21 protein-coding genes are annotated in these 21831 nt (G+C 58.4%); 12 read left to right on the top strand and 9 right to left on the bottom strand.

The features are described 5' to 3' along the window. The first annotated feature begins 15 nt into the window (after positions 1-15). The 4 genes from AC1DTN_RS09530 to AC1DTN_RS09515 all read left to right on the top strand — a co-directional run bounded on the left by AC1DTN_RS09530 (position 16) and on the right by AC1DTN_RS09515 (position 4233). On the top strand, positions 16-1791 hold the full coding sequence (locus tag AC1DTN_RS09530; RefSeq protein ID WP_439017804.1) for an ABC transporter ATP-binding protein: 1776 nt from the start codon (positions 16-18) through the stop codon (positions 1789-1791). After that, positions 1788-2642, top strand: coding sequence for an ABC transporter permease (locus AC1DTN_RS09525; protein WP_442206794.1), 855 nt, complete (start codon positions 1788-1790; stop codon positions 2640-2642). Before AC1DTN_RS09530 ends, AC1DTN_RS09525 begins: the two co-directional genes overlap by 4 nt. Before the next feature lie 3 nt (positions 2643-2645). Beyond that, positions 2646-3635: an ABC transporter permease gene (locus AC1DTN_RS09520; protein ID WP_442206793.1), complete on the top strand. Its 990-nt coding sequence runs from the start codon at positions 2646-2648 to the stop codon at positions 3633-3635. A gap of 115 nt (positions 3636-3750) precedes the next feature. Continuing rightward, positions 3751-4233 carry a helix-turn-helix domain-containing protein gene (locus AC1DTN_RS09515; RefSeq protein WP_442206792.1) on the top strand — a complete coding sequence of 161 codons (483 nt, stop codon included), beginning with the start codon at positions 3751-3753 and terminating at the stop codon, positions 4231-4233. 68 nt (positions 4234-4301) lie between these two features. Here the strand turns inward: AC1DTN_RS09515 and AC1DTN_RS09510 are convergent, their stop codons facing one another. After that, positions 4302-6581 (bottom strand): PAS domain-containing protein, encoded by a 2280-nt coding sequence (locus tag AC1DTN_RS09510; RefSeq protein ID WP_439017807.1) that lies wholly within the window; start codon positions 6579-6581, stop codon positions 4302-4304. A gap of 61 nt (positions 6582-6642) precedes the next feature. After that, positions 6643-7293: a response regulator transcription factor gene (locus AC1DTN_RS09505; RefSeq protein WP_442206791.1), complete on the bottom strand. Its 651-nt coding sequence runs from the start codon at positions 7291-7293 to the stop codon at positions 6643-6645. An 885-nt stretch (positions 7294-8178) separates the two neighbouring features. Here AC1DTN_RS09505 and AC1DTN_RS09500 point away from each other — a divergent pair. Together AC1DTN_RS09500 and AC1DTN_RS09495 are read left to right on the top strand one after the other, a co-directional pair. Beyond that, a complete protein-coding gene (locus AC1DTN_RS09500) occupies positions 8179-8826 on the top strand; it encodes a response regulator transcription factor (protein ID WP_439017809.1) in 648 nt (215 codons plus the stop codon). 51 nt (positions 8827-8877) lie between these two features. Continuing rightward, positions 8878-9264, top strand: a complete 387-nt coding sequence (locus AC1DTN_RS09495) for a response regulator transcription factor (RefSeq protein WP_439017810.1) — start codon at positions 8878-8880, stop codon at positions 9262-9264. A 6-nt stretch (positions 9265-9270) separates the two neighbouring features. On the opposite strand, the gene AC1DTN_RS09490 is transcribed toward AC1DTN_RS09495, so the two are convergent. Further along, positions 9271-10806 carry a PAS domain-containing sensor histidine kinase gene (locus AC1DTN_RS09490; protein WP_442206790.1) on the bottom strand — a complete coding sequence of 512 codons (1536 nt, stop codon included), beginning with the start codon at positions 10804-10806 and terminating at the stop codon, positions 9271-9273. 317 nt (positions 10807-11123) lie between these two features. Between AC1DTN_RS09490 and AC1DTN_RS09485 the strand changes: the two genes are divergently transcribed. The 3 genes from AC1DTN_RS09485 to AC1DTN_RS09475 all read left to right on the top strand — a co-directional run bounded on the left by AC1DTN_RS09485 (position 11124) and on the right by AC1DTN_RS09475 (position 13758). Beyond that, on the top strand, positions 11124-11870 hold the full coding sequence (locus AC1DTN_RS09485; RefSeq protein WP_113323284.1) for an SDR family NAD(P)-dependent oxidoreductase: 747 nt from the start codon (positions 11124-11126) through the stop codon (positions 11868-11870). 310 nt (positions 11871-12180) lie between these two features. Beyond that, complete coding sequence (locus AC1DTN_RS09480; protein ID WP_442206789.1) at positions 12181-12960, top strand: alpha/beta fold hydrolase; 780 nt, start codon at positions 12181-12183, stop codon at positions 12958-12960. A 357-nt stretch (positions 12961-13317) separates the two neighbouring features. After that, on the top strand, positions 13318-13758 hold the full coding sequence (locus tag AC1DTN_RS09475) for a hypothetical protein (RefSeq protein ID WP_113323290.1): 441 nt from the start codon (positions 13318-13320) through the stop codon (positions 13756-13758). A gap of 84 nt (positions 13759-13842) precedes the next feature. Here AC1DTN_RS09475 and AC1DTN_RS09470 read toward each other — a convergent pair whose 3' ends face one another. The 3 genes from AC1DTN_RS09470 to AC1DTN_RS09460 all read right to left on the bottom strand — a co-directional run bounded on the left by AC1DTN_RS09470 (position 13843) and on the right by AC1DTN_RS09460 (position 15277). Next, entirely contained in the window at positions 13843-14598 is a 756-nt protein-coding gene (locus AC1DTN_RS09470) for an SDR family oxidoreductase (protein ID WP_442206788.1), read from the bottom strand. Between the two features lie 131 nt (positions 14599-14729). Continuing rightward, entirely contained in the window at positions 14730-14978 is a 249-nt protein-coding gene (locus tag AC1DTN_RS09465) for a hypothetical protein (RefSeq protein ID WP_442206787.1), read from the bottom strand. 140 nt (positions 14979-15118) lie between these two features. Further along, entirely contained in the window at positions 15119-15277 is a 159-nt protein-coding gene (locus AC1DTN_RS09460; RefSeq protein WP_310382613.1) for a hypothetical protein, read from the bottom strand. 239 nt (positions 15278-15516) lie between these two features. On the opposite strand from AC1DTN_RS09460, the gene AC1DTN_RS09455 reads away from it, so the two are divergent. Both AC1DTN_RS09455 and AC1DTN_RS09450 read left to right on the top strand, forming a co-directional pair. Next, positions 15517-16155 carry a response regulator transcription factor gene (locus AC1DTN_RS09455; RefSeq protein ID WP_029868558.1) on the top strand — a complete coding sequence of 213 codons (639 nt, stop codon included), beginning with the start codon at positions 15517-15519 and terminating at the stop codon, positions 16153-16155. A 432-nt stretch (positions 16156-16587) separates the two neighbouring features. Then, positions 16588-17349: an SDR family oxidoreductase gene (locus tag AC1DTN_RS09450; RefSeq protein WP_113323293.1), complete on the top strand. Its 762-nt coding sequence runs from the start codon at positions 16588-16590 to the stop codon at positions 17347-17349. 157 nt (positions 17350-17506) lie between these two features. Here AC1DTN_RS09450 and AC1DTN_RS09445 read toward each other — a convergent pair whose 3' ends face one another. Next, the gene (locus AC1DTN_RS09445; RefSeq protein WP_442206851.1) at positions 17507-18343 is read right to left on the bottom strand and encodes an alpha/beta fold hydrolase; all 837 of its coding nucleotides are present in this window, start codon (positions 18341-18343) and stop codon (positions 17507-17509) included. Between the two features lie 504 nt (positions 18344-18847). On the opposite strand from AC1DTN_RS09445, the gene AC1DTN_RS09440 reads away from it, so the two are divergent. After that, positions 18848-19570, top strand: coding sequence for a winged helix-turn-helix domain-containing protein (locus AC1DTN_RS09440; RefSeq protein WP_442206786.1), 723 nt, complete (start codon positions 18848-18850; stop codon positions 19568-19570). A 24-nt stretch (positions 19571-19594) separates the two neighbouring features. Here the strand turns inward: AC1DTN_RS09440 and AC1DTN_RS09435 are convergent, their stop codons facing one another. Both AC1DTN_RS09435 and AC1DTN_RS09430 read right to left on the bottom strand, forming a co-directional pair. Beyond that, positions 19595-20776: an adenylate/guanylate cyclase domain-containing protein gene (locus AC1DTN_RS09435; protein WP_442206785.1), complete on the bottom strand. Its 1182-nt coding sequence runs from the start codon at positions 20774-20776 to the stop codon at positions 19595-19597. A 143-nt stretch (positions 20777-20919) separates the two neighbouring features. Continuing rightward, positions 20920-21321 (bottom strand): response regulator transcription factor, encoded by a 402-nt coding sequence (locus AC1DTN_RS09430; RefSeq protein ID WP_439017825.1) that lies wholly within the window; start codon positions 21319-21321, stop codon positions 20920-20922. Between the last annotated feature and the right edge of the window lie 510 nt (positions 21322-21831).

The following is a 21831-nucleotide window of genomic DNA, read 5'->3' as shown; positions in this document are numbered from 1 at the left end:
GGAGCTGTGGAGGCTGTGACCAGGGCTGCGCTCTCCATCGCTGATCTGCGAGTCGTCCTTCGGCGAAATGGTCGCGATCACCTCGTGCTCGACGACATCAGCTTCGAGGCTATGCCGGGCGAGATCATCGCGGTCGTCGGCGAAAGTGGTTCCGGCAAAACCACCCTCGGCGCGGCAATCCAGGGCCTGTTGCCGGCCTCCAGCGAAGCTGATGTCATCGGCTCCATTCATGTTGCCGGCACCGAGATCGTGGGAGCAACGCCGCGGGTGCTGCGGGCTGCCCGTCACGGGCTCGTTCGCGCCATTCCGCAGGATCCGATGGGTGCGCTCAACCCGACGATGACGATTCGCCATCAGCTGCGGGAATCGGCAGGCGGAGACGATAACTTCATCAGGGATTGGCTGGGCCGGGTCGGACTCTTGGATGCGGACGCCATACTCGATGCATTTCCGCATCGCCTATCGGGCGGGCAGCGCCAGCGCATCCTGATCGCGATGGCGCTGATGGCACAGCCGCAGGTCCTGATTGCCGATGAATCGATCACCGCGCTCGACTTCGCCCTGCAAAGCAAGATTCTCGAACTGCTGCGCAAGGTGGCGCGAGAGCAGCAGACCACAGTACTTTTCATCACGCACAATCTGACCGCTGCAGCATCGCTCGCTGATCGCGTGCTCGTGCTCTACCGGGGTCGTATTCTGGAGATCGGCAGAACCGGCGATGCGCTGACCCATCCCGGCCATCCCTATCTGGCCGGCCTGCTTGCGACCCAGTTCGATTTCGATACGGATCGCCAGCGCTCCCTGCCCACTCTGCCGGCGGAGCGACTGAGCCTTGCCGATCCTGAGCATGTTTGCTGCTATGCCTCCCGGTGTCCCGTCATTAGGGACGAGTGCATAACCAGCCGGCCCGAACTCATGCCGCTTTCTGTTACCGAACACACTGCCGCCTGCTTCTTCCCTGACTCGGCGCAATCCAGCGCACGTCAGTATCGCTTCACGGAAGCCTGGCCAACCGTTGCGACAGCAAAGCCGGTGGAGGCGCTGCGACTGTCCAATGTCAGCAAAAGCTTCACGTCGACTATTGGCCCGTTCGGCCGGCGCCGGCAGCGGAAGGTGCTGGAATCGGTCAATCTCTCGGTCGGGCTTGGTGAATGCGTCGCCCTGCTCGGCGAGAGCGGCGCGGGCAAATCGACGATCCTCAGGCTCGCGGCCGGGCTTCTGTCGCCCGACAGCGGCGAGATTGTCCGGGTCGACGATGCCCCACAGGTTGTTTTTCAGGATGCAGTTGCCTCGCTGACACCCTGGCTGCCGATCGGTGAGCAGATCGGCGATCGGTTAAGGCATCTCGGTCTCGGCAAGGAAGAGCGTCTCGACAGGGTCGTCGAAGCGTTTGCGTTGGTCGGCCTCGATGAGGGCCTGATGTCTTCGCTGCCCGCCAGCCTCTCCGTCGGTCAATGTCAGCGTGCCGTGCTTGCCCGCGCGATCGTCGTGCCGCCGAAACTCTTGCTCTGCGACGAGCCGATCAGCGCGCTCGACGTGTCGCTTGCTGCCACCACGCTGAACCTTCTCGGAGAGATCAGGCGGCGGCTCGGCATGGCTGTGCTGTTCGTTACCCATGATCTGGCCGCCGCCAGAATAATCGCCGATCGTATTGCCGTGCTGGGGAAGGGCAGGGTGACGCAGGAAGGGGATCCCGACACGATAACTGCTGGCTTCAATCCGCTATCGATGAACGCCATTCTGGCCTCGATATCGAGAAGGCATGCGAGCACGGGGGGGCACGACGCATGAACGTTCCGGAACTCCTCCCCGAGGAGCGGCTCGTCCGCTGGCCTGTCATCCTAGGGCGCATCGGCTGGATCGATCGGATCGGGGTGTTCGGAGCGATTGCTATCACGATCATCGCCCTGTTCGCGACGTGGCTGACGCCGTTCAATCCTCAGCTTCGCGTTGCGGCCGCTTATCTGCCGCCTTCATGGGAGCACTGGTTCGGGACGGATGAGATCGGGCGCGATCTTTTTTCGCGCATCGTCCTCGGTATCCAATACACATGGCTGCCTGCAATTGTCCTAATTCTCGTCAGCCTGATCGTTGGTGGATGCATCGGCATGGTCCCCGGCCTCGTCAGCCGCAGGCTCGACATTCTGGCGCAATGGCTGGTCGACTTTTTCCTCGTCTTGCCGTCTACGCTTGTGGCTCTGGCGGTGATCGCAACGCTCGGCGCGGGGCTGACCAATACGATGATAGCGATCGGCATCGCCTGGTGGCCCTGGTACGCCCGCATATCCCGCGACGAACTGCGCCGGCTGAACGCCCGCCCACATGTGGAGGCTGCGAGAATTGCCGGCATCGGCGGTCCGCGTCTGCTGCTGCGCTATATCCTTCCCGGTGCCGTTCCGGCCCTGCTGGTCGCCGCGACGCTTGATGTCGCCAACGTGATCATGACGATGTCGCTGATGTCCTTCATCGGGCTCGGCCAGCCGGCGCCGGCACCCGAACTGGGGGCTATGACGTCCCGTGCGCTCGATAGCCTCTCTGTCTATTGGTGGCTTCCAATGTTGCCGGCAGCGGTCATTTTTCTCATCTGCCTCTTCGCCAATCTCGCGGGAGATGGTCTACGGACTGCATTGCGAGGGGCCTAGAATATGCTGGCATATTTCCTCAGGCGCATACTGGGTCTGGCTGCCGTTCTCCTGATGATGAGCTTTGCGGTATTCTGCCTGCAAAGCATCATTCCCGCCGACCCCGCGCGCGCCATCGCCGGGCCGCTCACACCTCTGTCAAACGTGAATGCGCTTCGCCAGCAGCTCGGCCTCGATGATCCTATTGTCGTTCAATATGGCCGGTTTCTGTCGCGGCTAGCGCGGGGCGATCTCGGGGCGTCGGTCCGGACCCGTCAGCCGGTCGCCGCCGACATCAGGCAATATTTGCCGGCATCGCTCGAACTGTCATTGGCGGCTCTCTGCATCGGGCTTTTGCTGGCAGGCATTCTCGCGGTGCTACCTCATATTGTCGGTGGCTCCGGCGGGCTGCGGTTTCTCTTCATTGCGGCAGGTTCGGTGCCGATTTTCATGTCCGCCTTGCTTCTGGTCTATGTCTTCTGGTTCCGTCTCGGCTGGCTGCCTGGGTCGGGCAGGATGAGCGATGCTGATTTCGCCGGCCCAAGCGGCTTCAATCTCATCGATGCGCTTATCGGCGGCAGGGGCGACCTCAGCCTGGATGCGATCCGGCATTTGCTTCTGCCTGCCTGCGCTTTGGCGCTGCCGATCGCCGTCGCGGTAGGGAGAAGCCTCAACAGCGCGCTGCGCGAGGTGATGCAGCAGGCCTATATCGGGACTGCGCGGGGGAAGGGGCTTCGAGAGACAGCGGTGGTCTTGCGCCATGGTCTTCGCAACGCCGCCTCGCCGACTCTTTCGATGATCGGTCTGCAGATCCGGCTTCTGTTCGGCAACCTGCTGATCGTCGAGCTTGTCTTCGGGTGGCCCGGCCTCGGGCTCTATATGGTCCAGTCCCTGACCAGCGCCGATCTTCCGGCCGTTCTCGGCGTCACCATCGTTCTCGGAACCTTCTATATCCTCGTGAACATCGTCGTCGAAATCCTGCAGACGCTCGCCGATCCGCGTATCGAGCTATAACACGCTTGAAACCTATCCCTTCGGCGTAGTGCGCTAGACCTCAACCTTATGGATTTCCCGGACGATCAGAGTTCATCTGGATATGGCGATCCCGCCAGCTGCATGGGGCGGTCTGATGGATGATGAGATCAGGTTGAAGCAAGGCGTTTCGGCGGTGTCCCGGTACTGTCATTCGTCCGAATCCCGTGTTCGGTCGCAGGCCTCAGAGGCAAATATTCCGGAGAAGAGCCACCGCAGGACCGGGCTCAGCGACTGGCAGGTCAAACGCGTCACCGACTATGTCGATGCAAGATTGGAAGGGCCGGTTCGCGTCGACGATCTGGCGGCTGCTGCAAAGCTTAGCCCCGGCCATTTCCGCCGCGTCTTTTCGATCAGCTTCGGCATGTCGCCCTACGCCTTCGTCATGCAGCAGCGGATCGAACGCGCCCGGACATTGCTGCTCGCCTCCAAGCACGAAATGGGTGATATCGCCTTTGCTTGCGGCTTGTCGGACCATGCGCATTTCAGCCGGCTGTTCCGGCGTTTCGTCGGAACGACACCCAGCCAATGGCGGCATGAGCTCGCGAGGCAAAGCGCCTCTCAAGACGGCATCCGGTAGTCCCGATCACCTTTCGCCACGATCAACCGGTCCGCGAGAACCAGTCGTGCTGCTTGCGTCGCCGCCGGTCATGCTGACAGGGATTCGAGTTCCCTAACCGGTGGCCTGATGTGGATTTCGCGCGGCGCCGGCTTGGCCTGAAGGTCCCGCACCGGCAGGCTGAATGTGATCGATGCACCGCCGCGAATGCCATTCTCGGCCCACAGTCGTCCCCCGTGGGATTCGATGATGGAGCGGCAGATCGCAAGGCCCATGCCCATTCCGTCCTGCTTTGTCGTATAAAACGCCTCGAAAATTTTCTCGGTGTCGCTGATCCCGGTACCCCGGTCGCTCACCTCCACCTCGACCGTATCGTCGTCCCTCAGCCTGGACTCGATTTTCAGAGTACGGGCTCTGGGCTCGATATCGTGCATCGCTTCGATGCCGTTGCGGATGAGGTTGAGCATTACCTGCTCCAGCTGCACATGGTCCGCGCTGGTGACAGGCAGATAAGGGTCCAGATTGATATCAACCTTCACCTTGTTGGAGGTGAGCTTGTCGGCGATCAGTTCGCAGGCATCGTTGATCAGATTGTTCAGATCCACGGCGGTTCTGGGGTAGGCGGTCTTGCCGAACAGCGCCCTGATGCGGCTGACTACTTCGGCGGCCGCATCGGCATCGCGCACGATCCAGTCGGCGGAACGTAGCGCGCGTTCGAGGTTCGGCGGCTCCGCATTCAGCCATCGGCGGAACGCGTTCGCATTGGCCACCACCGCCTGCAGCGGTTGATTGAGCTCATGCGCAATCGAGACGGAAAGTTCGGACATGCTGGCGGCGCGCAGCGCCCTTGCCAGCCTCTCGTCGGATTGGCGCAAGGCCTCCTGCGCGCAAACCTCGTCGTCGATGTCGAGATTGACGCCATACCAGCGAATGATCTTGCCGTTCTCGTCGCGCAGGGGTTCGACGCGTGAATCCATCCACCTGTATTGGCCGTCCTTGTGGCGAAGCCGGCCCTTGTGGTTGATAGGCTGACCCGTCGCAATAGCATTCCTGAATGCCTCTGCCACTGCGGCGCGATCATCCGGATGGACCAGATCCGCCTGGGCGGCGACCTGTTCCGTCGTCTTTGAGTGAATATCGCCTTCGTTGAGCCCCGCCCATTCGGAGAAGCGCTTGTTGAGATAGCAGGGAAGCCCTTCGGGGGTCATGAGCCAGATCAGCGACGGCACCGTATCGACGATCAGCCGCAGTTCCGCTTCCCGTTGACGGGCTGCTTCGTGCGCTTCCATCTCGTCATGGATGTCGAGGCAGACGCCGTACCACTGAATGATCTGACCGTCAGCGTCGCGCAGTGGCTCGGCCTTGCCGTCAATCCAGCGATAGACGCCATCGAAGCGCCGCTGCCGGTATTTCAGCGCGAAGCGCTCGCCAGTTTCAAAGGCCTGCGACAGGCTCCTCTGGAATAGTGCTCGGTCTTCGGGGTGAATGGCCTCGATGATCGCCGTCGCGAACCTTTTTGTGTCTGCGGGATCGTTGCTCGCAAGCGAAATCCCGGTCCAGCGCATAAGCGGCTTGTTGATATAAGAGGTCTCGCCGGCGGCGTTTGCGCACCAGACGAGGGCCGGCACCGTATCGATCATCTGCTGCAATTGCTGCTGGCTCTCCCTGAGGGCAGCTTCCGCCTTTCGTTGATCGTCGATGTCGACCGAGGTCGCGAACCAGGCGGTGATGCGGCCTTGTTCGTCACGCGACGCGATGGCGGAATCGCGCAGCCACCGGTAGGTTCCGTCGGCGCGCCGGACCCGCTGTTCTTCGAAGATCGGCTCTCCTGTCCTGAGACTGTGCTCCCATCTTGCCATGCATCCTTCGACCTCGTCGGGATGGACGAAAAGGCTCCACCACGAATGGTTGTCGAGCTTGGCGATCCTGCTCATTTCCTCGGCACTCACACCGACAAAATCGAGCGCTTTCGGGTTCAGGAAGCGCAGGCGGCCGTCGGGATAGGCCGACCAGCCGAAGCCGGGAATGTCTTCGATATTGGGCTGGATATTCTTGTAAACGCGGTCGAAGAGGCTCTGCGGCTTGAAGACATTGATGAAAAACCAGAGCGCGGTGGCGCAGCAGGAGAACATGACGACCCGGGTGGGTTCGTCATTACCGAAATTGGCCGGAGAGAGAACGACAGCCGCTGTCAGCAAACAGCCGATGAGCAGCACGGCCAGACCTGTGCGCCAGCTTGTATAGAGCCAGATGGCGACCATTGCGACGAGAATGCCGGAGGGATCCGCGAAAAGCCCCGCCAGCAGGATGCCGCTGCCGCCAATAGCCATGGCCGTGACGATCCGTTCTTTTGACGATGTCAACTGCATGGAAGTCCTCTTCGCTTTTGCTGTCGTTACTTTTTACGTGAGCTAGCGCTGGTGCGTAATTTTAGTCATCGCTCATTCGAACATGCGAAGGCAGCGCCTGCCAGACATTGAAAAGCTGCGCCACCGAACTGACCTGCATTTTCTTCATCATATTGCTGCGGTGAAGCTTCACCGTAAATTCGCTGATCCCGAGGGAGAAGGCTATCTGTTTGTTGACCTCGCCGGAGACGACCAGTTTCAGAACCTGGCGCTCGCGAACGGTGAGGGTTTCAAACAGGGAAACGTATCGATCGGCTGCAGACAGTGCGTTCCTGCGGCTGACATCGGTGGCGATGGCCTTGGACACGGCATCGAGAAAGGTCTGGTCCCGCACAGGTTTGGTCAGGAAATCCTGCGCCCCGGCCTTCATCGCCTGCACGCTCATTGCGATATCCCCGTGCGCCGTTAGAAACAGGACGGGTGTCGTAACGCCATTTCGGGTCAGATGATGCTGCAGGTCCAGACCGCTGATGCCGGGCATGCGGACATCCAGCACGACGCAACTCGGGCGGTCGGGCAGCTTTGCATCGAGAAATTCCCGGCCCGATAAAAATGTCATCGCGTCGATGCCGACCGAATTCAGCAGGTTCTCCAGAGCCGCGCAAACGGTCGCATCATCATCAACCAAAATCGCGATCGGACTTTTCGACCCCTTGGAGGTGGTCACCCCCATGCATGATCCTCCAACTGCCAGCAGACATGCCGCTTCCCGGAACTGAATGAGAATACCGCTACAGATCGGGAAATTGAAGGAGGGGGCGACTAAACCAAATATATATGGCAGAGCGCATTTTTATACGCCTGGTTTCTTGCCGGTTTATTTTCTACTTTTGAGGGAATGAGGCCAAGCTGGAATGCGCCTCAGTTCAGCTAGCGAGATGCAACCCTGAATGCCGTCGGCCGATGCTGGAGTGATACGGCGAGCGTTTCACCATTCACGACAAAATATGCGACCTTCGGTTCGGCTTGCGATGAGGAGGATGTCGCAAGCGGCACGTAGATTTTCGCGGACGCCTTGGGCGCCGATGTCGCTCCATAGCCGAGATACACCAGTATCCCGATGATCAGGCCGCCGATGACCAAAAGCGGAAACTTCGGCATCTCGAGGGGCCTGTATTGAGAGCTTGGGTCATGCCTCATGATCATCGCCTTTGATTGATCTTCGACATGATCAGCTTACAGGCGGTTTGCGGGCCGGGGAGTTATACGAAGGTGTGCGCAGGGGCAACGAAGGTGTGTCTTGCGATAGTTCTACGCGGGTTTATCGAGCTTGGGTCGCTTGACGCAGCTGGCGGACTACCTGTTTGCAATTACGAGAGAATTTGACAGACCTGTGGATCGATCTTTCAGCCCAACCTAGACCCTTGGCGTATTTTTGTGATGGGGTCCACGTGTTAGTATGGCAGGCAGGTTACCACGTCGCCAAATGCAATTCCGACGTGGGCCTTGGCGGATGGGAATCCCTTCATGAATGCTGCGGAACGAGGCAGCGTCAAATTGGCCGCGATACGGCAGTAGGGGAGATATGCAAAGCCGTCGTTTGGAGGCGCAGAAAGCCATGACGATCGATCAAGTCAGCACGAGGGACGAGCCGGTTGTCTGTATCGTTGACGACGAAGGCCCTGTCAGGGCCTCGCTGGTGGACCTTTTCGAGTCGGTGGCGATGAAGGCCATCGCATTCGAGAGCGCTTCGGATTTTCTGGAGCGCTGCGATATGGGGCAGGCGGGCTGCATTCTTTTGGACGTGCGGATGCCCGGCATCAGTGGCTTGGACTTCCAAGACCAACTCGCCGCCGCCGGCAACACCATGCCCATTATCTTCATGTCGGGTCACGGAAGTATCCCCCTGACCGTAAAGGCGATGAAGGCGGGAGCAACGGACTTCCTGATCAAGCCATTTGCCGGCAGCGCCGTGATCGCCGCAGTTGGCGAAGCGATCAGGCGGGATGCAGAGAACCGGAAAGAGGCCGCTATCCGCACCCAGGTGCAAAACTGTGAAGCCAGGCTTACTCCGCGCGAGCGGGAAGTCTTGCATTATGTCGCAGCCGGATTGATGAACAAGCAGATTGCACATGAAATGCAGATCAGCGAAATCATGGTGAAACTGCATCGGGGACGAATGATGAAAAAGATGCAGGCAGGCTCCCTTGCAGAGCTTGTCCGCAAATTTGACATGTTGAAACCGGATCTCAAACTGTATCAGTAACCTGCGCGGCGCCTAGCTCATTGCCCGAAAAAGAAGAATTGTACTGACGCAATGGCAAGTTCCCCCAATAAGACTGTCGCTGTCATTGATGACCATCGCTATCTCAGGGAATCCCTCAAGGATCTGCTCGAGGCGGCCGGTTATGAATGCGAGCTCTACGAGTCCGCCGAGATATTCCTGAACGAAAAAGGTTATTCGCTCGTTGATTGCATACTTGCTGACGTCAGAATGCCGGGAATGTCCGGCGTCGAGATGCTTCAGGCATTGAGCAGGATGCCATCCCACCCGCCTGTCATCATCATGACTGCGCATGGGGACAAAGACGTCGAGGCCGCCGTCTTTCAGGCGGGCGCGATCGCCTTTCTGAAGAAACCTGTCAATGCCGACTTGCTCATGTCGTGGCTGGAGCGCGCGATCAGCGATTATCGCGCAGGCTAGTCGTCGTCACGCGCGAGCGGCCTGTTCCACTTCAACCGGCAGGGTAAAGATGAATTTCGCTCCGTATGGGTCGGCTTGCTCCACACTTAACCGTCCGCCGTGAGATTCGACGATGGAGCGGCTGATTGCCAGCCCCATGCCCATCCCTTGGCCTTTTGTCGTGAAGAAGGGCTCGAATATTCTATCGGGGAATTCGACGCCCGGGCCGCGATCGCTGATCTCTATCTGCACGGTATCTGTCGCACGGCGGGCGCGAATGTGCAGAACGCGGTCATCACCAGCAGAATCCATGGCCTCCAGGCCATTGCGGATAAGATTGATCAGGACCTGTTGGACCTGAACCCGATCGAAGGCGATCGGCGGCAGGTCGCGCTCGAGCTCGATATCCATGCGCACGCGCCGCCGCATCGCTTCCTCGGCCATGAGGTCGCGTGCTTCTCTGACCACGCTATCGAGTGCGGCGTAATCTCTCGACGTTTCAGAGCGTTTGAACAAAGCGCGGATGCGGCCGACGACTTCGACGGCCGAATGTGCGCTTGCCGAGATGCGCTCAACTGCTTTCTGCGCCCGTTCGATATTGGGCGGTTCCGCCGAAAGCCAGCGCTGGCTGACATCCGAGCTTGATATGACGGCCGCGAGCGGCTGACTGATCTCATGGGCGATCGAGGCGGAAAGCTCGGCAAGGCTCGCCGCCTGGCTTGCACGCGCGAGGTTCTGCTGGGCGAGGCTCAAAGCCTCCTGAACGCGGACCTGATCCTCGACATCGATGGACAGGCCATACCATTCCACGATCGCACCGTTTCTATCGCGAAGGGGCTCGAACCGACCTTCCGTCCAGTGGAACATACCGTCCGGTCCGCGCCGTCTGTATCGCATCATGAAAGGCTCGCCCGCCCGGATGCAATGCGCAGCCCTGCGCTGCACCTCCGGGCTATCCTCGGAATGGACAAGTTCCTGCGCTGCCCGTGCAAATTCCTCGAAATTCGCTTTGGAAAGGCCCAGTTCCTGCATATAGCGCCTGCTGACGTAGGAGAGCTCGCCCGCCGGTGTCCAGCTGCAGATGTGGACCGGCAAGGCATCGATGAGCCGCTGAAGGTGCCGTTCGCTGCGTTGCAACGCCTCTTCGGCGTGGACCTGATCGTCGATATCGTGGCAGAGGCCATACCACTGGCTGATGCGTCCATGCCGGTCGTGTATCGAATCTGCGCGGCTCGACATCCAGCGATAGACGGCGTCGTAGCGGCGCAGCCGGTATCGTGTGGAAAAGCTTTCGCCGGTGGCGAAGCAATGATGGAGCGCGTCCCTGAAGCCCGAGGCATCATCTGGGTGGATCGCCATCTCGATCATTGCATCCAGCCGGCTCATGTCCGGTAACTGTAAATCGGCAATATCCCGACCGAGGTAATCGATCATCTGTTTGTTGAAGAAGATCGGCTCGCCATCTGCGGTCAACCGCCAGATGTGAGACGGCACCCTATCGACGAGTTCGGCGAGCGCCCGTTCCCGTTTGCGCAATGCTTTGACGCTCCGGCTGACGATCATTCCCTGCTCCTGGCGACACATGCACGTCTCAACAGGCTGAAGTGCCTGCAGCAGGATTTTATCCTACGATACAGCGGAAAACGAAAGCAATTCATACGGGAACGATGCGTCTTGGCTGCCAGTCGCTGCCGATCTGCCTGGATGTCGTCGCGCCGGATGACGAACTGGATGCGTTCATCCGCTAAGCGGGTTTCGTGATAGACGATCGGCCGCGCCCGCTCATTTGTCTGTTGCAGGCAAAGTTCCTTGTCCTCGGACCCGGCTAATAGCGGCCAGCGCAACTGTTTATCTCCTGCGCGTCAACAAGGAGAATTCAGATGCCAAGCCTAAAGGATAAGGTGGCCATCATCACTGGTGGCAATAGCGGGATAGGAAAAGCGACGGCGCGGCTTTTCGCCGAGGAGGGGGCGAAGGTCGTCATCACCGGACGCCGCCAGGATGTCGTCGAAGAAGCGGTTCGGGAGATCGGTAATGGAGCAATCGGAATTTGCGGCGACGTCGCCAGCATCGATTACCATCGCCGGCTCGCGGCTGAGGTAACGGAGCGTTTTGGCGCCATTGATGTTTATATGGCCAATGCCGGCATCATCAATCTCGCGGCGTCAGAAACGGTCAGTGAGGCCGAATACGACCAGCATTTTGCGGTGAATACGCGCGGTGTCTTCTTCGGTGTTCAGACCATCGCTCCGCATATGCGCGATGGCGGAAACATCATCGTCACGAGTTCTCTGGCCGGGACTAAGGTTTTGCCGAACCATACTGTTTATGCCGGTACCAAGGCTGCGCTCGCCGCATTTGCGCGCAATTGGGCGATCGAATTCAAATCGCGCCGGATCCGCGTCAACATTCTCAGCCCCGGTCCTGTCGAGACCGAGATCCTGGGAAAACTCGGCGTCAACGAAAGCAACCGTCCGCAGTTCGAGCAGCAGATGGCGGATCTGATACCGGCAGGACGTCTCGGGCGCCCCGAAGAACTGGCTCAGGCCGCGCTCTTCCTTGCGTCGGCCGGCACTTTCGTAAACGGAATCGAACTCCACGTCGACGGGGGTATGTGCGTGGCCTGACGCCAATGTCGTCGGATTTTTGCGCGGCCGGCTCGTATGCCGGCCGTAGCAATCTCTTTGTCCCGAAGATGGCCCCCTAGGCGGAGCCCTGTGTCGGTACCGATGGGAAAGTCTTAGAACGGAGGTTTGGGTTGTTGCAGAACGTTCGCCGATACAACGATATGGCTGCTCACGTTGGCGATCGCGGCGCCTGGCCTGACGTCCGAAACGTCCTTCATCCAGTTGGTCGTCACCAGTTGAACAAAAAGTGACTCGACATATGAATTGCGTCATATTAAATTGTGCGCAATTCAACAAAGGAGACCAACCGATGCATAGAATCTTGAAATCCGTATTCGCGCTCGGCGCACTGGCAATTCTCGCCGCCCCTGCAACCGCTGAATCAGCAAAGCCGACGGTGGTGCTCGTGCACGGCGCCTTTGCCGATGCATCGAGCTGGAACGATGTCATCGCTCGTCTGAAAAAGGATGGTTATCCGGTTGTCGCCGTTGCCAATCCGCTGCGCAGCGTAAAGTCGGATGGTGACTATGTCGGCCGCATCGTCGCCGGCATAAAGACCCCGGTCGTTCTCGTTGGCCATTCCTATGGGGGTTCAGTCATCAGCGAGGCTGCTGCGGGGACGAAGAATGTCGAAGCGCTGGTCTATGTCGCTGCCTTTGCTCCTGACAAAGGCGAGTCCGCCGCAGACCTCTCGGGCAAGTTCCCCGGCAGCACTCTGGCGCCGACGCTTGCCGAGCCGGTGGCATTGGAAAATGGCGGAAAGGATCTGTATATCCAGCAGGGTAAGTTTCATGAGCAGTTTGCTGCTGATGTGCCGGCAAAGACCGCAAAGCTGATGGCAGCAACCCAGCGCCCGATTACCGAAGCAGCCTTGACAGAGGGAGCGCCCGGCGCGGCGTGGCAGACCATTCCTTCCTGGTTCATCTACGGTGATGCAGACAAGAACATTCCGGCCAAAGCTCTCGGCTGGATGGCAGAGCGGGCTCACTCCAAGGAGACCGTCGTGGTCAAGGGTGCCTCCCACGTCGTAATGGTTTCTCATCCCGACAAGGTTGCGAAGATCATCGAAGACGCTGCTTCCGCCAAGTAACGCTAAAACTTCATCTTGTTCTTGAACGGGCTCCGTCCTCGTTGGCGGAGCCCAAATGCTGTTGTCGGTGCGGCCGAAATTGTAAATAATCTGAATTGTTTAGTCTGATGCCGCTGCGGCGTTTCTGTGCAGATACACAGACATTGTCGGCCGTTGCAAATGCACCAGCGGTCTTTCTCGGCACTCCGATTGATAGCGGGCACTTCGGTCCTGTCTCGAGGGTGCCGGCGGCTGACTTCCAGCCGTTTTCCTCGATATTCCAGCGGCCTATCATATTTGGCTCCCTAACCTTGGTTTGGGAAGTAAGCCCCAGCCTTGGATGTTAATTTTGAGGCCCGCTTATCCAAGGAGGTTGCGATGCAGGTCTCGAAATTCATTGTCTACATCATGGTCGGTTTCAACATATTGCTTGCCGGCTGGCTGGCCCTTTACATGCTCTACGATCCCGAAAGCTGGTATTATTTTGTCCCGGGCGTCACGGATACGGGGATGTACAACCAGCATTTCATTCGCGATATCGGCATCATCCAGGGCTTCATCGCGCTTGCATTTGCCTTTGGCGCCTGGAAGCCGAGCCGGCGGGTCGAGCTGTGGGCCGGCGCGACGCTCTGGCTGATCGCGCATGCCACCTTCCATCTTTGGGAAGTCGCTGTCGGCATCTGCTCCTCGTCGGTGATCCTGAGGGACTTCCCGGCGGTGAGCCTGCCCGCGATCTTCGGGATACTCGCGACGCTCTGGGCAATTCAACAGGCCATTGCCTCCTCGAACCGGCAGGCAGTTGCAGGAATTCGCGTGTAACGCGGATGCGTCAGCCAAAGAGGAAAGGAGGCGCTTCTGCGCCTCCTTTTGTTTCCAGCCGCAACATCTGCAGAAACATTGCCGCTAGGCGGCCATCATCGATCGGGAAAGCCAGTCGTGGAATGTCACGGTCCCGACAAGAGCACCAGCTCCGGGAAGGAGCGTGGTTTTCGCAAGCTCCACGCCGAAGAATGGCGCTTCGGGATCGATCGCGATCGAGCGCGGATCTTCGCTTGCCGTCAAAATTTCTCGCGCCAATTGGTCCAGCTGTACGGATTCAGGGCCGGCGATTTCAACCATGTCATTGCGGGGTGCATCGATCATGATCCTGGATATCAAAGTTGACGCTTCATCCGCTGCGATCGGTCTCACCAGAGAGGGCGACAGCCGGAAACCATTGCCGTCGGCTGCCAAATCGATGATGCCGTTGAAGAATTCGAAAAACTGTGCGGATCGAACGATGGTATAGGGCAGCCCTGAAGCCCTTATGAGATTTTCCTGCACCATCTTTGCGCGGAAGTAGTCGTTTTCCACCAGCCTGTCCGTCGCGACGACGGACAGGGCAAGATAGTGCCCGACGCCGCCATCCTTCGCTGCTGCTAGCAGGTTCTTTCCCGCCTGCTTGAAGAAGCCGAGCGCGTTTGAATCGCCGAATGAGCCGGAATTGGTGACATCGATCACCACGTCCGCATCGGCAAGCGCCGCCGTCAGCCCTTCGCCGGTATAGGCATCGACGCCGGTGCTGGTCGACACTCCACTGACGGTTTGACCCGCCCGTTCCAGTTCGCGAACGATCTTGGATCCCATCATCCCGCTCGCACCAACAACTGTAATTTTCATCTCACGCCTCCGGGGAGATTGTCTGCCATGCCGAAAGGATAGCTGTTTCCGGGGACGGATCGATAAAACGAAGTTTTGGGTTGACCCGAAGCAGGGGCACCTGCGTTCGCTCACAGCTCCTGTCCCAGGGATTAATGCCCGTGGGAGTTCTCAAGCTCGACGACCCGGATTTCGTTGGCGCGTGCAATCGCCGCGTCGAGCTGCTCACGTTCTTTCTTCAGGAAACGAAGCCAGTCCTCAATGGCCTCAAACCGAGTCGGAAAACCGCCGGACACCGCTTCGCCCTTGGTAAATTTCTCCAGCGTAAAATCCCAGTTCGCTTCACGAACGATCGCATATTCTGCGCCATCGTTCTGCTCGATAGGTTTCATGTCTGCCACGGGCTCCTTCCTCGATATTCTCTCAGGTGAAAAGGCTGGACTTTCAGCGGGATAGGGTCAACGCAAACCAAGGTTTGGCAAACCAATGTTAGGGATGCCAGGCGCTGTATCGACCAGTATCTGAGCGTCCGTGAGCCGTGTTAACCGGGCACGATGGAGATGATGAACGCAGGGGTTTTTCCGGTTTCTTCCTGCGGCCAACGAAATGGCAGCCGAGCGTCCAACCCATCCGGCTTACGTCGTCGAGCAGGCAGGACCGGCAGCGTTTGCTGCCGGTCCTGTTCGGTTTTGACGACCATGGAGACCTCGGAACAGATGGTCGGGCGATGGTAAACCAAGGTGTACCGTCCGCCGGCGCGTATCCTATGGTATCGATTGGCGTCTCATTGAGYAGGCAGGCACCATCCAGGCCGGCGCTTTGGTCTTTCTTGATCTAGCTGCTGGCATGGTTTGGTGACCGAGTGCCGACAAAGGGTAGAACAGAGGGATACAGGCGCGTTTAGGCCCGGGATCTCTCAGATACCAAAGAGGTAATTCGATGCAAAACGCCCAGGTAAAGACGGACAAGAGCGCCGAGCCGGTCGTTTATGTCATCGACGATGATGCCGAGATACGCAGCGCCCTCGTGGATCTCTTCACGGTCACGAACAAGCGCGCATCAGCCTTTCCAAACGGCCTCGAATTTCTCAAATGGGCTGATGTAAACGCGCCCGGCTGTGTCGTCGTCGACATGCGAATGCCAGGGGGGTCGGGCCTCGACCTCCAAAGCCAGCTTCTGGCGCTCGGCAGCAAGTTGCCGCTCATTTTCCTCACAGCCCACGCGGATGTTCCAACGAGCGTCAGGGCGATGAAAGCAGGCGCGACCGATTTCATCACAAAACCGTTCATCAACCAGGTTCTCCTCGACGCTGTCGATCACGCCATCAGGATCGACGATGAACGCCGCAAGTCGAATGAAGAATTGAAACGCGTCCAAGCGCTTGCCGATAGCCTGACACCGAGGGAGCAGGAGGTCATGCATGCCGTGGCGAGCGGCTTGATGAACAAGCAGGTCGCCTATCAGCTCGGTATCAGCGAAATGACGGTCAAGCTTCACCGTATGAGCCTCATGCGCAAGATGCAGTGCCGCTCCCTGGCGGATCTGGTGCGCAAGGTCGAGCAGCTTCAGCGGGGCTGAATGCCCCTACCGCCCCGCGCTCGAAACAATCGGCCATTCGAGTGAAAGCTCGACCCTTTGCAGAATCCCGAGGCCGCTTGGCCGGTGCCCGTTTGGCCGGCATTTCCTCCTGAATTTCTGGTCAATCGCATGGGATGCTGGCAGATCCCCAACGTATGTTTGGGTATGCGTCAGACCACAATCGCTTAGGTTTGGATCCTGGTCGCTGATCTAAGGCAGCCAACTATCCCAGTAGAATCCAGGACCGAGGCGATGACGCAACCTATTCATTCTACGGAGAAATCGCCTGAGCTTCTCAAGGTGCTCATGGGTTTTGTGGCTGCTGACGCAGCGCCCTGTCCGGACAAAGCTGGTCTGAACTAACAACCGCCCGCCTCGTTTGCGCGGCGGAGCGTTCTTTCAACTCTTTGGTACAGCAAAAAGGAGCAAATTATGAAAATCGTTGTTATCGGCGGAACCGGTTTGATCGGTTCGAAGCTCGTCAAGCGCCTCCAGGCCAAGGGCCACGAGACTATTGCCGCCTCTCCCGCATCCGGCGTCAATACGATTACCGGCGAGGGGCTTGCGGATGTTCTGAAGGGAGCGCAGGTCGTGGTCGACCTCTCCAACTCTCCGTCTTTCGAAGACAAGGCAGTGATGGAATTCTTCCAGACTGCGGGTCACAACATCGCGTCCGCTGAAGCGGCTGCCGGTGTGAAGCACCATGTCGCTCTGTCCGTTGTCGGCACGGAACGCCTTCCGGAGAGCGGATACATGCGCGCTAAGCTTGCCCAGGAAAAGATCATCAAGGAATCTGGGATTCCTTATTCCCTGGTTCACTCGACGCAGTTTTTCGAATTCATGTTCGGTATCGCTCAATCCGGTGTGCAGGGTGACAAGGTTCACCTTTCGCCGGCCATGATGCAGCCGATCTTCTCGGATGATGTTGCCGACGCGCTCGTCGATGTCGTTCTCGGCAACCCGCTGAACGCCACCGTCGAAATTGCCGGTCCGGAACCGATCAAGATTGCCGATGCCGTCACCCGTTATATGCGCCAGATCGGCGACAAGCGTGAGGTCGTCGCCGATGACCAGACCCGCTATTTCGGCGCCTTGCTGAAGCAGGACTCCCTTATGCCCGGTAGCCAGGTGCGGATCGGCAAGACCCGGTACTCCGAGTGGGTCAAGACGGCTACGCCGCCTCCTGGTCACTGATCGAGCATCAAAATCCGCATGGAAATAAGCAAAGCCCCGAAAGGGGCTTTGATCGTTTTGGGTGAGTGCATTGCCGGTCGACTGTTTTCGGACGAGCACAATTGAAGCTCATCGCCATGCAGTCTGAAAGGGGGCGCCGTGACGGCGCCCCAAATCGTCAGGCCTTGAAGAAGCTCAGCAGATCCGCATTGACGACGTCGGCATACGTCGTCGCCATGCCGTGCGGCAGACCCTTGTATGTCTTCAGCGTGGCATTCTTCAGCAGTTTTGCGGAAAGCGGCGCGGAATCGGCAATCGGGACAATCTGGTCATCGTCGCCGTGCATAACGAGGGTCGGGACTTCGATCGACTTGAGGTCTTCGGTAAAGTCCGTTTCCGAAAATGCCTTGATACCGTCGTAATGGGCCTTGGCACCGCCGGCCATGCCCTGACGCCACCAATTCTGGACAATTGCCTGCGAGACCTGGGCGCCCGGACGATTGAAGCCATAGAACGGGCCGCTGGCCAGGTCGATGTAGAACTGCGACCTGTTTGCCGCGAGCGCTGCGCGCAGGCCATCAAAGACTTCGATCGGAAGGCCGCCCGGATTGGTCGGCGTCTTGACCATGATCGGTGGGACGGCGCCGATGAGGACGAGCTTGGCGACCCGACCCTTGCCGTGACGCGCGACATAATGGGTTGCCTCGCCGCCGCCGGTCGAATGGCCGACATGGATCGCGTTGCGGAGGTCGAGGTGCTGGACGACGGCCGCGGCGTCGGCGGCATAATGGTCCATGTCGTGACCGTCGCTGACCTGGCTGGAGCGGCCGTGACCACGGCGGTCATGCGCGATGACGCGATAACCCTTGCCGAGGAAGAAAAGCATTTGGTTATCCCAGTCGTCGGCGCTGAGGGGCCATCCATGGTGGAAAACGACCGGCTGAGCGTCCTTCGGACCCCAGTCCTTGTAGAAGATCTGGACGCCGTCTTTCGTGGTGACGTATTCATTGCTCATGGCATGTTCTTCCTTCGATTTCTTCGGCTCATCGGCCATTGCAGGTGGGGAAAATTTCAATGTTGCGGCAGCGACTGCAAGTGTAATCGCTCCCGTCATCGTATCTCGGCGCGTTGGCCGGAAATGTTGCGGGTCCATATAGTCTCCTTATTCCAAGATGCCTGATAGGCGTCGCGAAATGTTTGTTCTGGGAGGAGTATTTCTGCCGAGTGACGCCCGATGACGCTATCCTTTATATGGCCTGTGAGAAGCTATACTTCCGTTTCATTCACGGCCGTCCGTGCGCCTGAATATCAGGCTTGAGCGTCAAGGGATTTGAAGGCGGCGTTTCAGCAGCACCGTAAACCTGCAGATTTTCCGGTGAAACCTAAACGGACGTTTGATCGTCCGGCAGGCGCTCTTCGACTATGAACGGAGAGGGGCGCCATCAACGACAAACTCATCGCAAGCCATTGTTATATCTGGCTGAGCTTTGCCCCGTGGCGGTGCCAGACGGAGAAGCCCATGCAGCATATCCTCGTTGTCGATGACGATCACTCTGCGCGCAGCCTCATCAGTGATTTTCTCATGCAGCAGGCGTTTCGCGTTACTGCCATCAGCAGCGGCGATGAACTGCGGAACATGCTCTCGACGAATATGGTCGATGCATTTGTCATCGATCTGAATCTCAAGGGAGAGGACGCCCTGAAGATTGTGCAGCAGCTGGCGACACTCTCGACGGCGCCCATCATCATCACCAGTGCCGACCGCGTCGAGGAAACCGACAAGGTGCTGGGATTCGAACTTGGCGCAAGCGATTACATCGTCAAGCCTTTCGGTCTGCGAGAATTCCTGGCACGGCTGAAGGCGGCCATGCGCGTGAGGCCCGCGCCCGAGGCCGGCCGGGAGCGTCGGACCTATATGTTCGGCGACTGGACGCTCGCCATGCGCCAGCGGGCGCTTACACGGCCGGAATTCGGCGAGACGAAGCTGACCGCCGCCGAATTCAATCTCCTGGTCGCATTCCTGAACGCGCCGAAACAGGTCCTGTCCCGCGAAAAGTTGCTTGCGGCGAGCCGTGTCCATTCGGAGGAGGTCTTCGATCGAAGCATCGATGCGCTGGTTCTGCGCCTGCGACGCAAGCTGGAAACGGAACCGTCAAACCCGAGACTCATCAGGACGGCACGCGGAACCGGCTATATTATGGATTGCAGCGTGACGGTGGATGAGCGTCCGAGGCTCAAGTGATAAACGAAACTTAGCCATCTGATGTCAGAGCCCGATCGGTGGAAGGCGAAGCGCATGAACTTCGACCGGCTGTTCGAAGCCTCGGAGGTTATAGGCACCCAGGCATTCCGTCTGATCCGCGCAGCCCGCGATCCGCACGAAGTCTGCTGATATCAGGACAGGGCGCTGCAGTTCCTTCGTCAGAGCTTCAAGACGGGAGGCAATGTTCACGGCCGGGCCGATCACGGTAAAATCCAGTCTCTTCTTGGAGCCGATATTGCCATACATCACCTCTCCGAGATGAATGCCCGTGCCGTAGCGGACCTCATGTCCGAGAGCTGTTCCCTGGAGCCCTTTGATCGCCTCTTGCGCCTCGGAAACGGCCTGCAGGAGATCGGTACAGGCGTCGGCCTGCTCAAGGGGAAAGACGGCCAGCAATCCATCCCCCATGAACTTGAGGATTTCGCCGCCATGCCTTTCGATCGGATCGGCGATGGCATCGAAATACTGGTTCAGGATGGAAATAACCTCATCGCGTGGCCGACGATCGGATAGCTTCGTGAAGCTTCTGAGATCGCAGATCATGATCGCTGCATTTATCGACATGCCGCTTCCGCGTGTCGTTGCGCCGTCCAGAATCTGTTCCCCGGCATGCGGGCCGACATAGGTTTGCAGCAGCGTCAGCGCCAGCTGGTTCTTGAGGCGAATTTCGCTGACCAGTGAAAACAGCGGAAGGATTTCTCGAAAGAACGCTATTTCCTCGCCCGTGAATCCGCCGGGCTCGCTCGTCGAAAACGTCGCGAGGTGTCTCTTGCCCTGGGTATGGTCAAGAGGCCAGGCGAGGTAATCGGTATGGCCTTCCTCCCTCAATTCTTCGAAGACGGGAAATTGATGCGGTCCGTGGATCTGAAGCCGCTGCCGGATTTCCACGCCGCTTTTGATGACGACACGAAACGGACTTCTGAGAAAGGCGTCGGTCGCCTCGACATCGTAGCCGATCGTCGTGATATCCGCTTGCCTGTCATCCTTGACCCAGACCACGCGCGTTCCGAGCCACTGGGGATGATGAACACGAAGATGGAGACTGGCGCGGCTGAGGGCGACGCCACAAGCAACAAGACGGTCACAGAGTTGCAGAAATATGGGCTCGATCTGCAGCTCGTCTCTCACGCCTGATATCAGCCAGTTCACGAGGGTATGGCGGTTGGCGCTGTCAAGCTTATGCATTTTGCTCCTCGTTCATCACCAGCGCCCCTTGCCTGGGCTGAAGCTCGAAGCCCTGATGTTGCTGCCGCGCAGATGGTGAGCATAGTGACGAATGGTTTCGCAGTCCTGAGCGAAATTGATTTGGATATATGCCGTGGCCGGGATCAACGCTTTGCAGCAGAGGCTACGAATTCCATCAGGTCTTTGGAGCTCAGCGGTTTTTCCAGAAACGCAGCTGCGCCCGATGATCTTGCGGCTGCTTCCGTGCGGTTGTCGGCAAAAGAGGTCATTATGCAAACCGGCGGACCGCCATCCCGGACCACGGCTGAGAGCAGTTCAAGGCCGCTGGTTCCGGGCATTCTCACGTCCGCCAATATGCAGTTCACATGATGCATGTCGCCGGAATTGAGGAAGGCGTCCGCGGACGCATAGGTCCGGCTTTCAATGCCGGTCGCTTCAAACAGATCCTTCAGCGATTCCAACAGAAACTGATCGTCGTCAATGATTGCGATCGTCGTTTTTTGCCCGGATTGCATAAGACCTCTGACAACATTGAGCCGGTTCATCCGGCATTTTGAGGATATTGGTACACCCTATAAATTGCTGGCATCAGTGGAACAGATGGTCTTTCAAGATGGTATGGATCTGCTCGCCGGACCCCCGACATCGTTGATGCCAATGGAAGCCTTAGCGACTATCTGTTTCCCCATGAGGCAGCCCTCAGCCTGCATCCTATGGTAATAGATATTAGTCGCCTTTCAACTAAACAGAAGTTTGTCTCCGGCCAGAGATTCGCTCCAGCTGGCTCAATCAAAGGTTCTTGGAAGCGCAGTTTGAAAATCCGCGACGATATCAGCCAGGTTTTCAACCGTAGTGGTATCGACAAATATTGCTTGGCCGATCGGTGGCGATGGCCCGATGGATTCGCACTTAAGGCTGTCGAACAATGGATGCCAGGTTTGGTGTCAAGCCCACTCTTGTTTTAGTAGTCAGGCAGGCTGGCGAGTGGCTAAACTAGGGGTCGTGCACTTATTGCCAAAGGCCCGATCATGCTTCGCCTTTATGACGGTCGATTT

Source organism: Rhizobium sp. 01T444 (genome assembly GCF_056398305.1).
The sequence above is the reverse complement of the archived record's forward strand: the minus strand, read 5'-3'. Positions and strand labels throughout refer to the sequence as shown.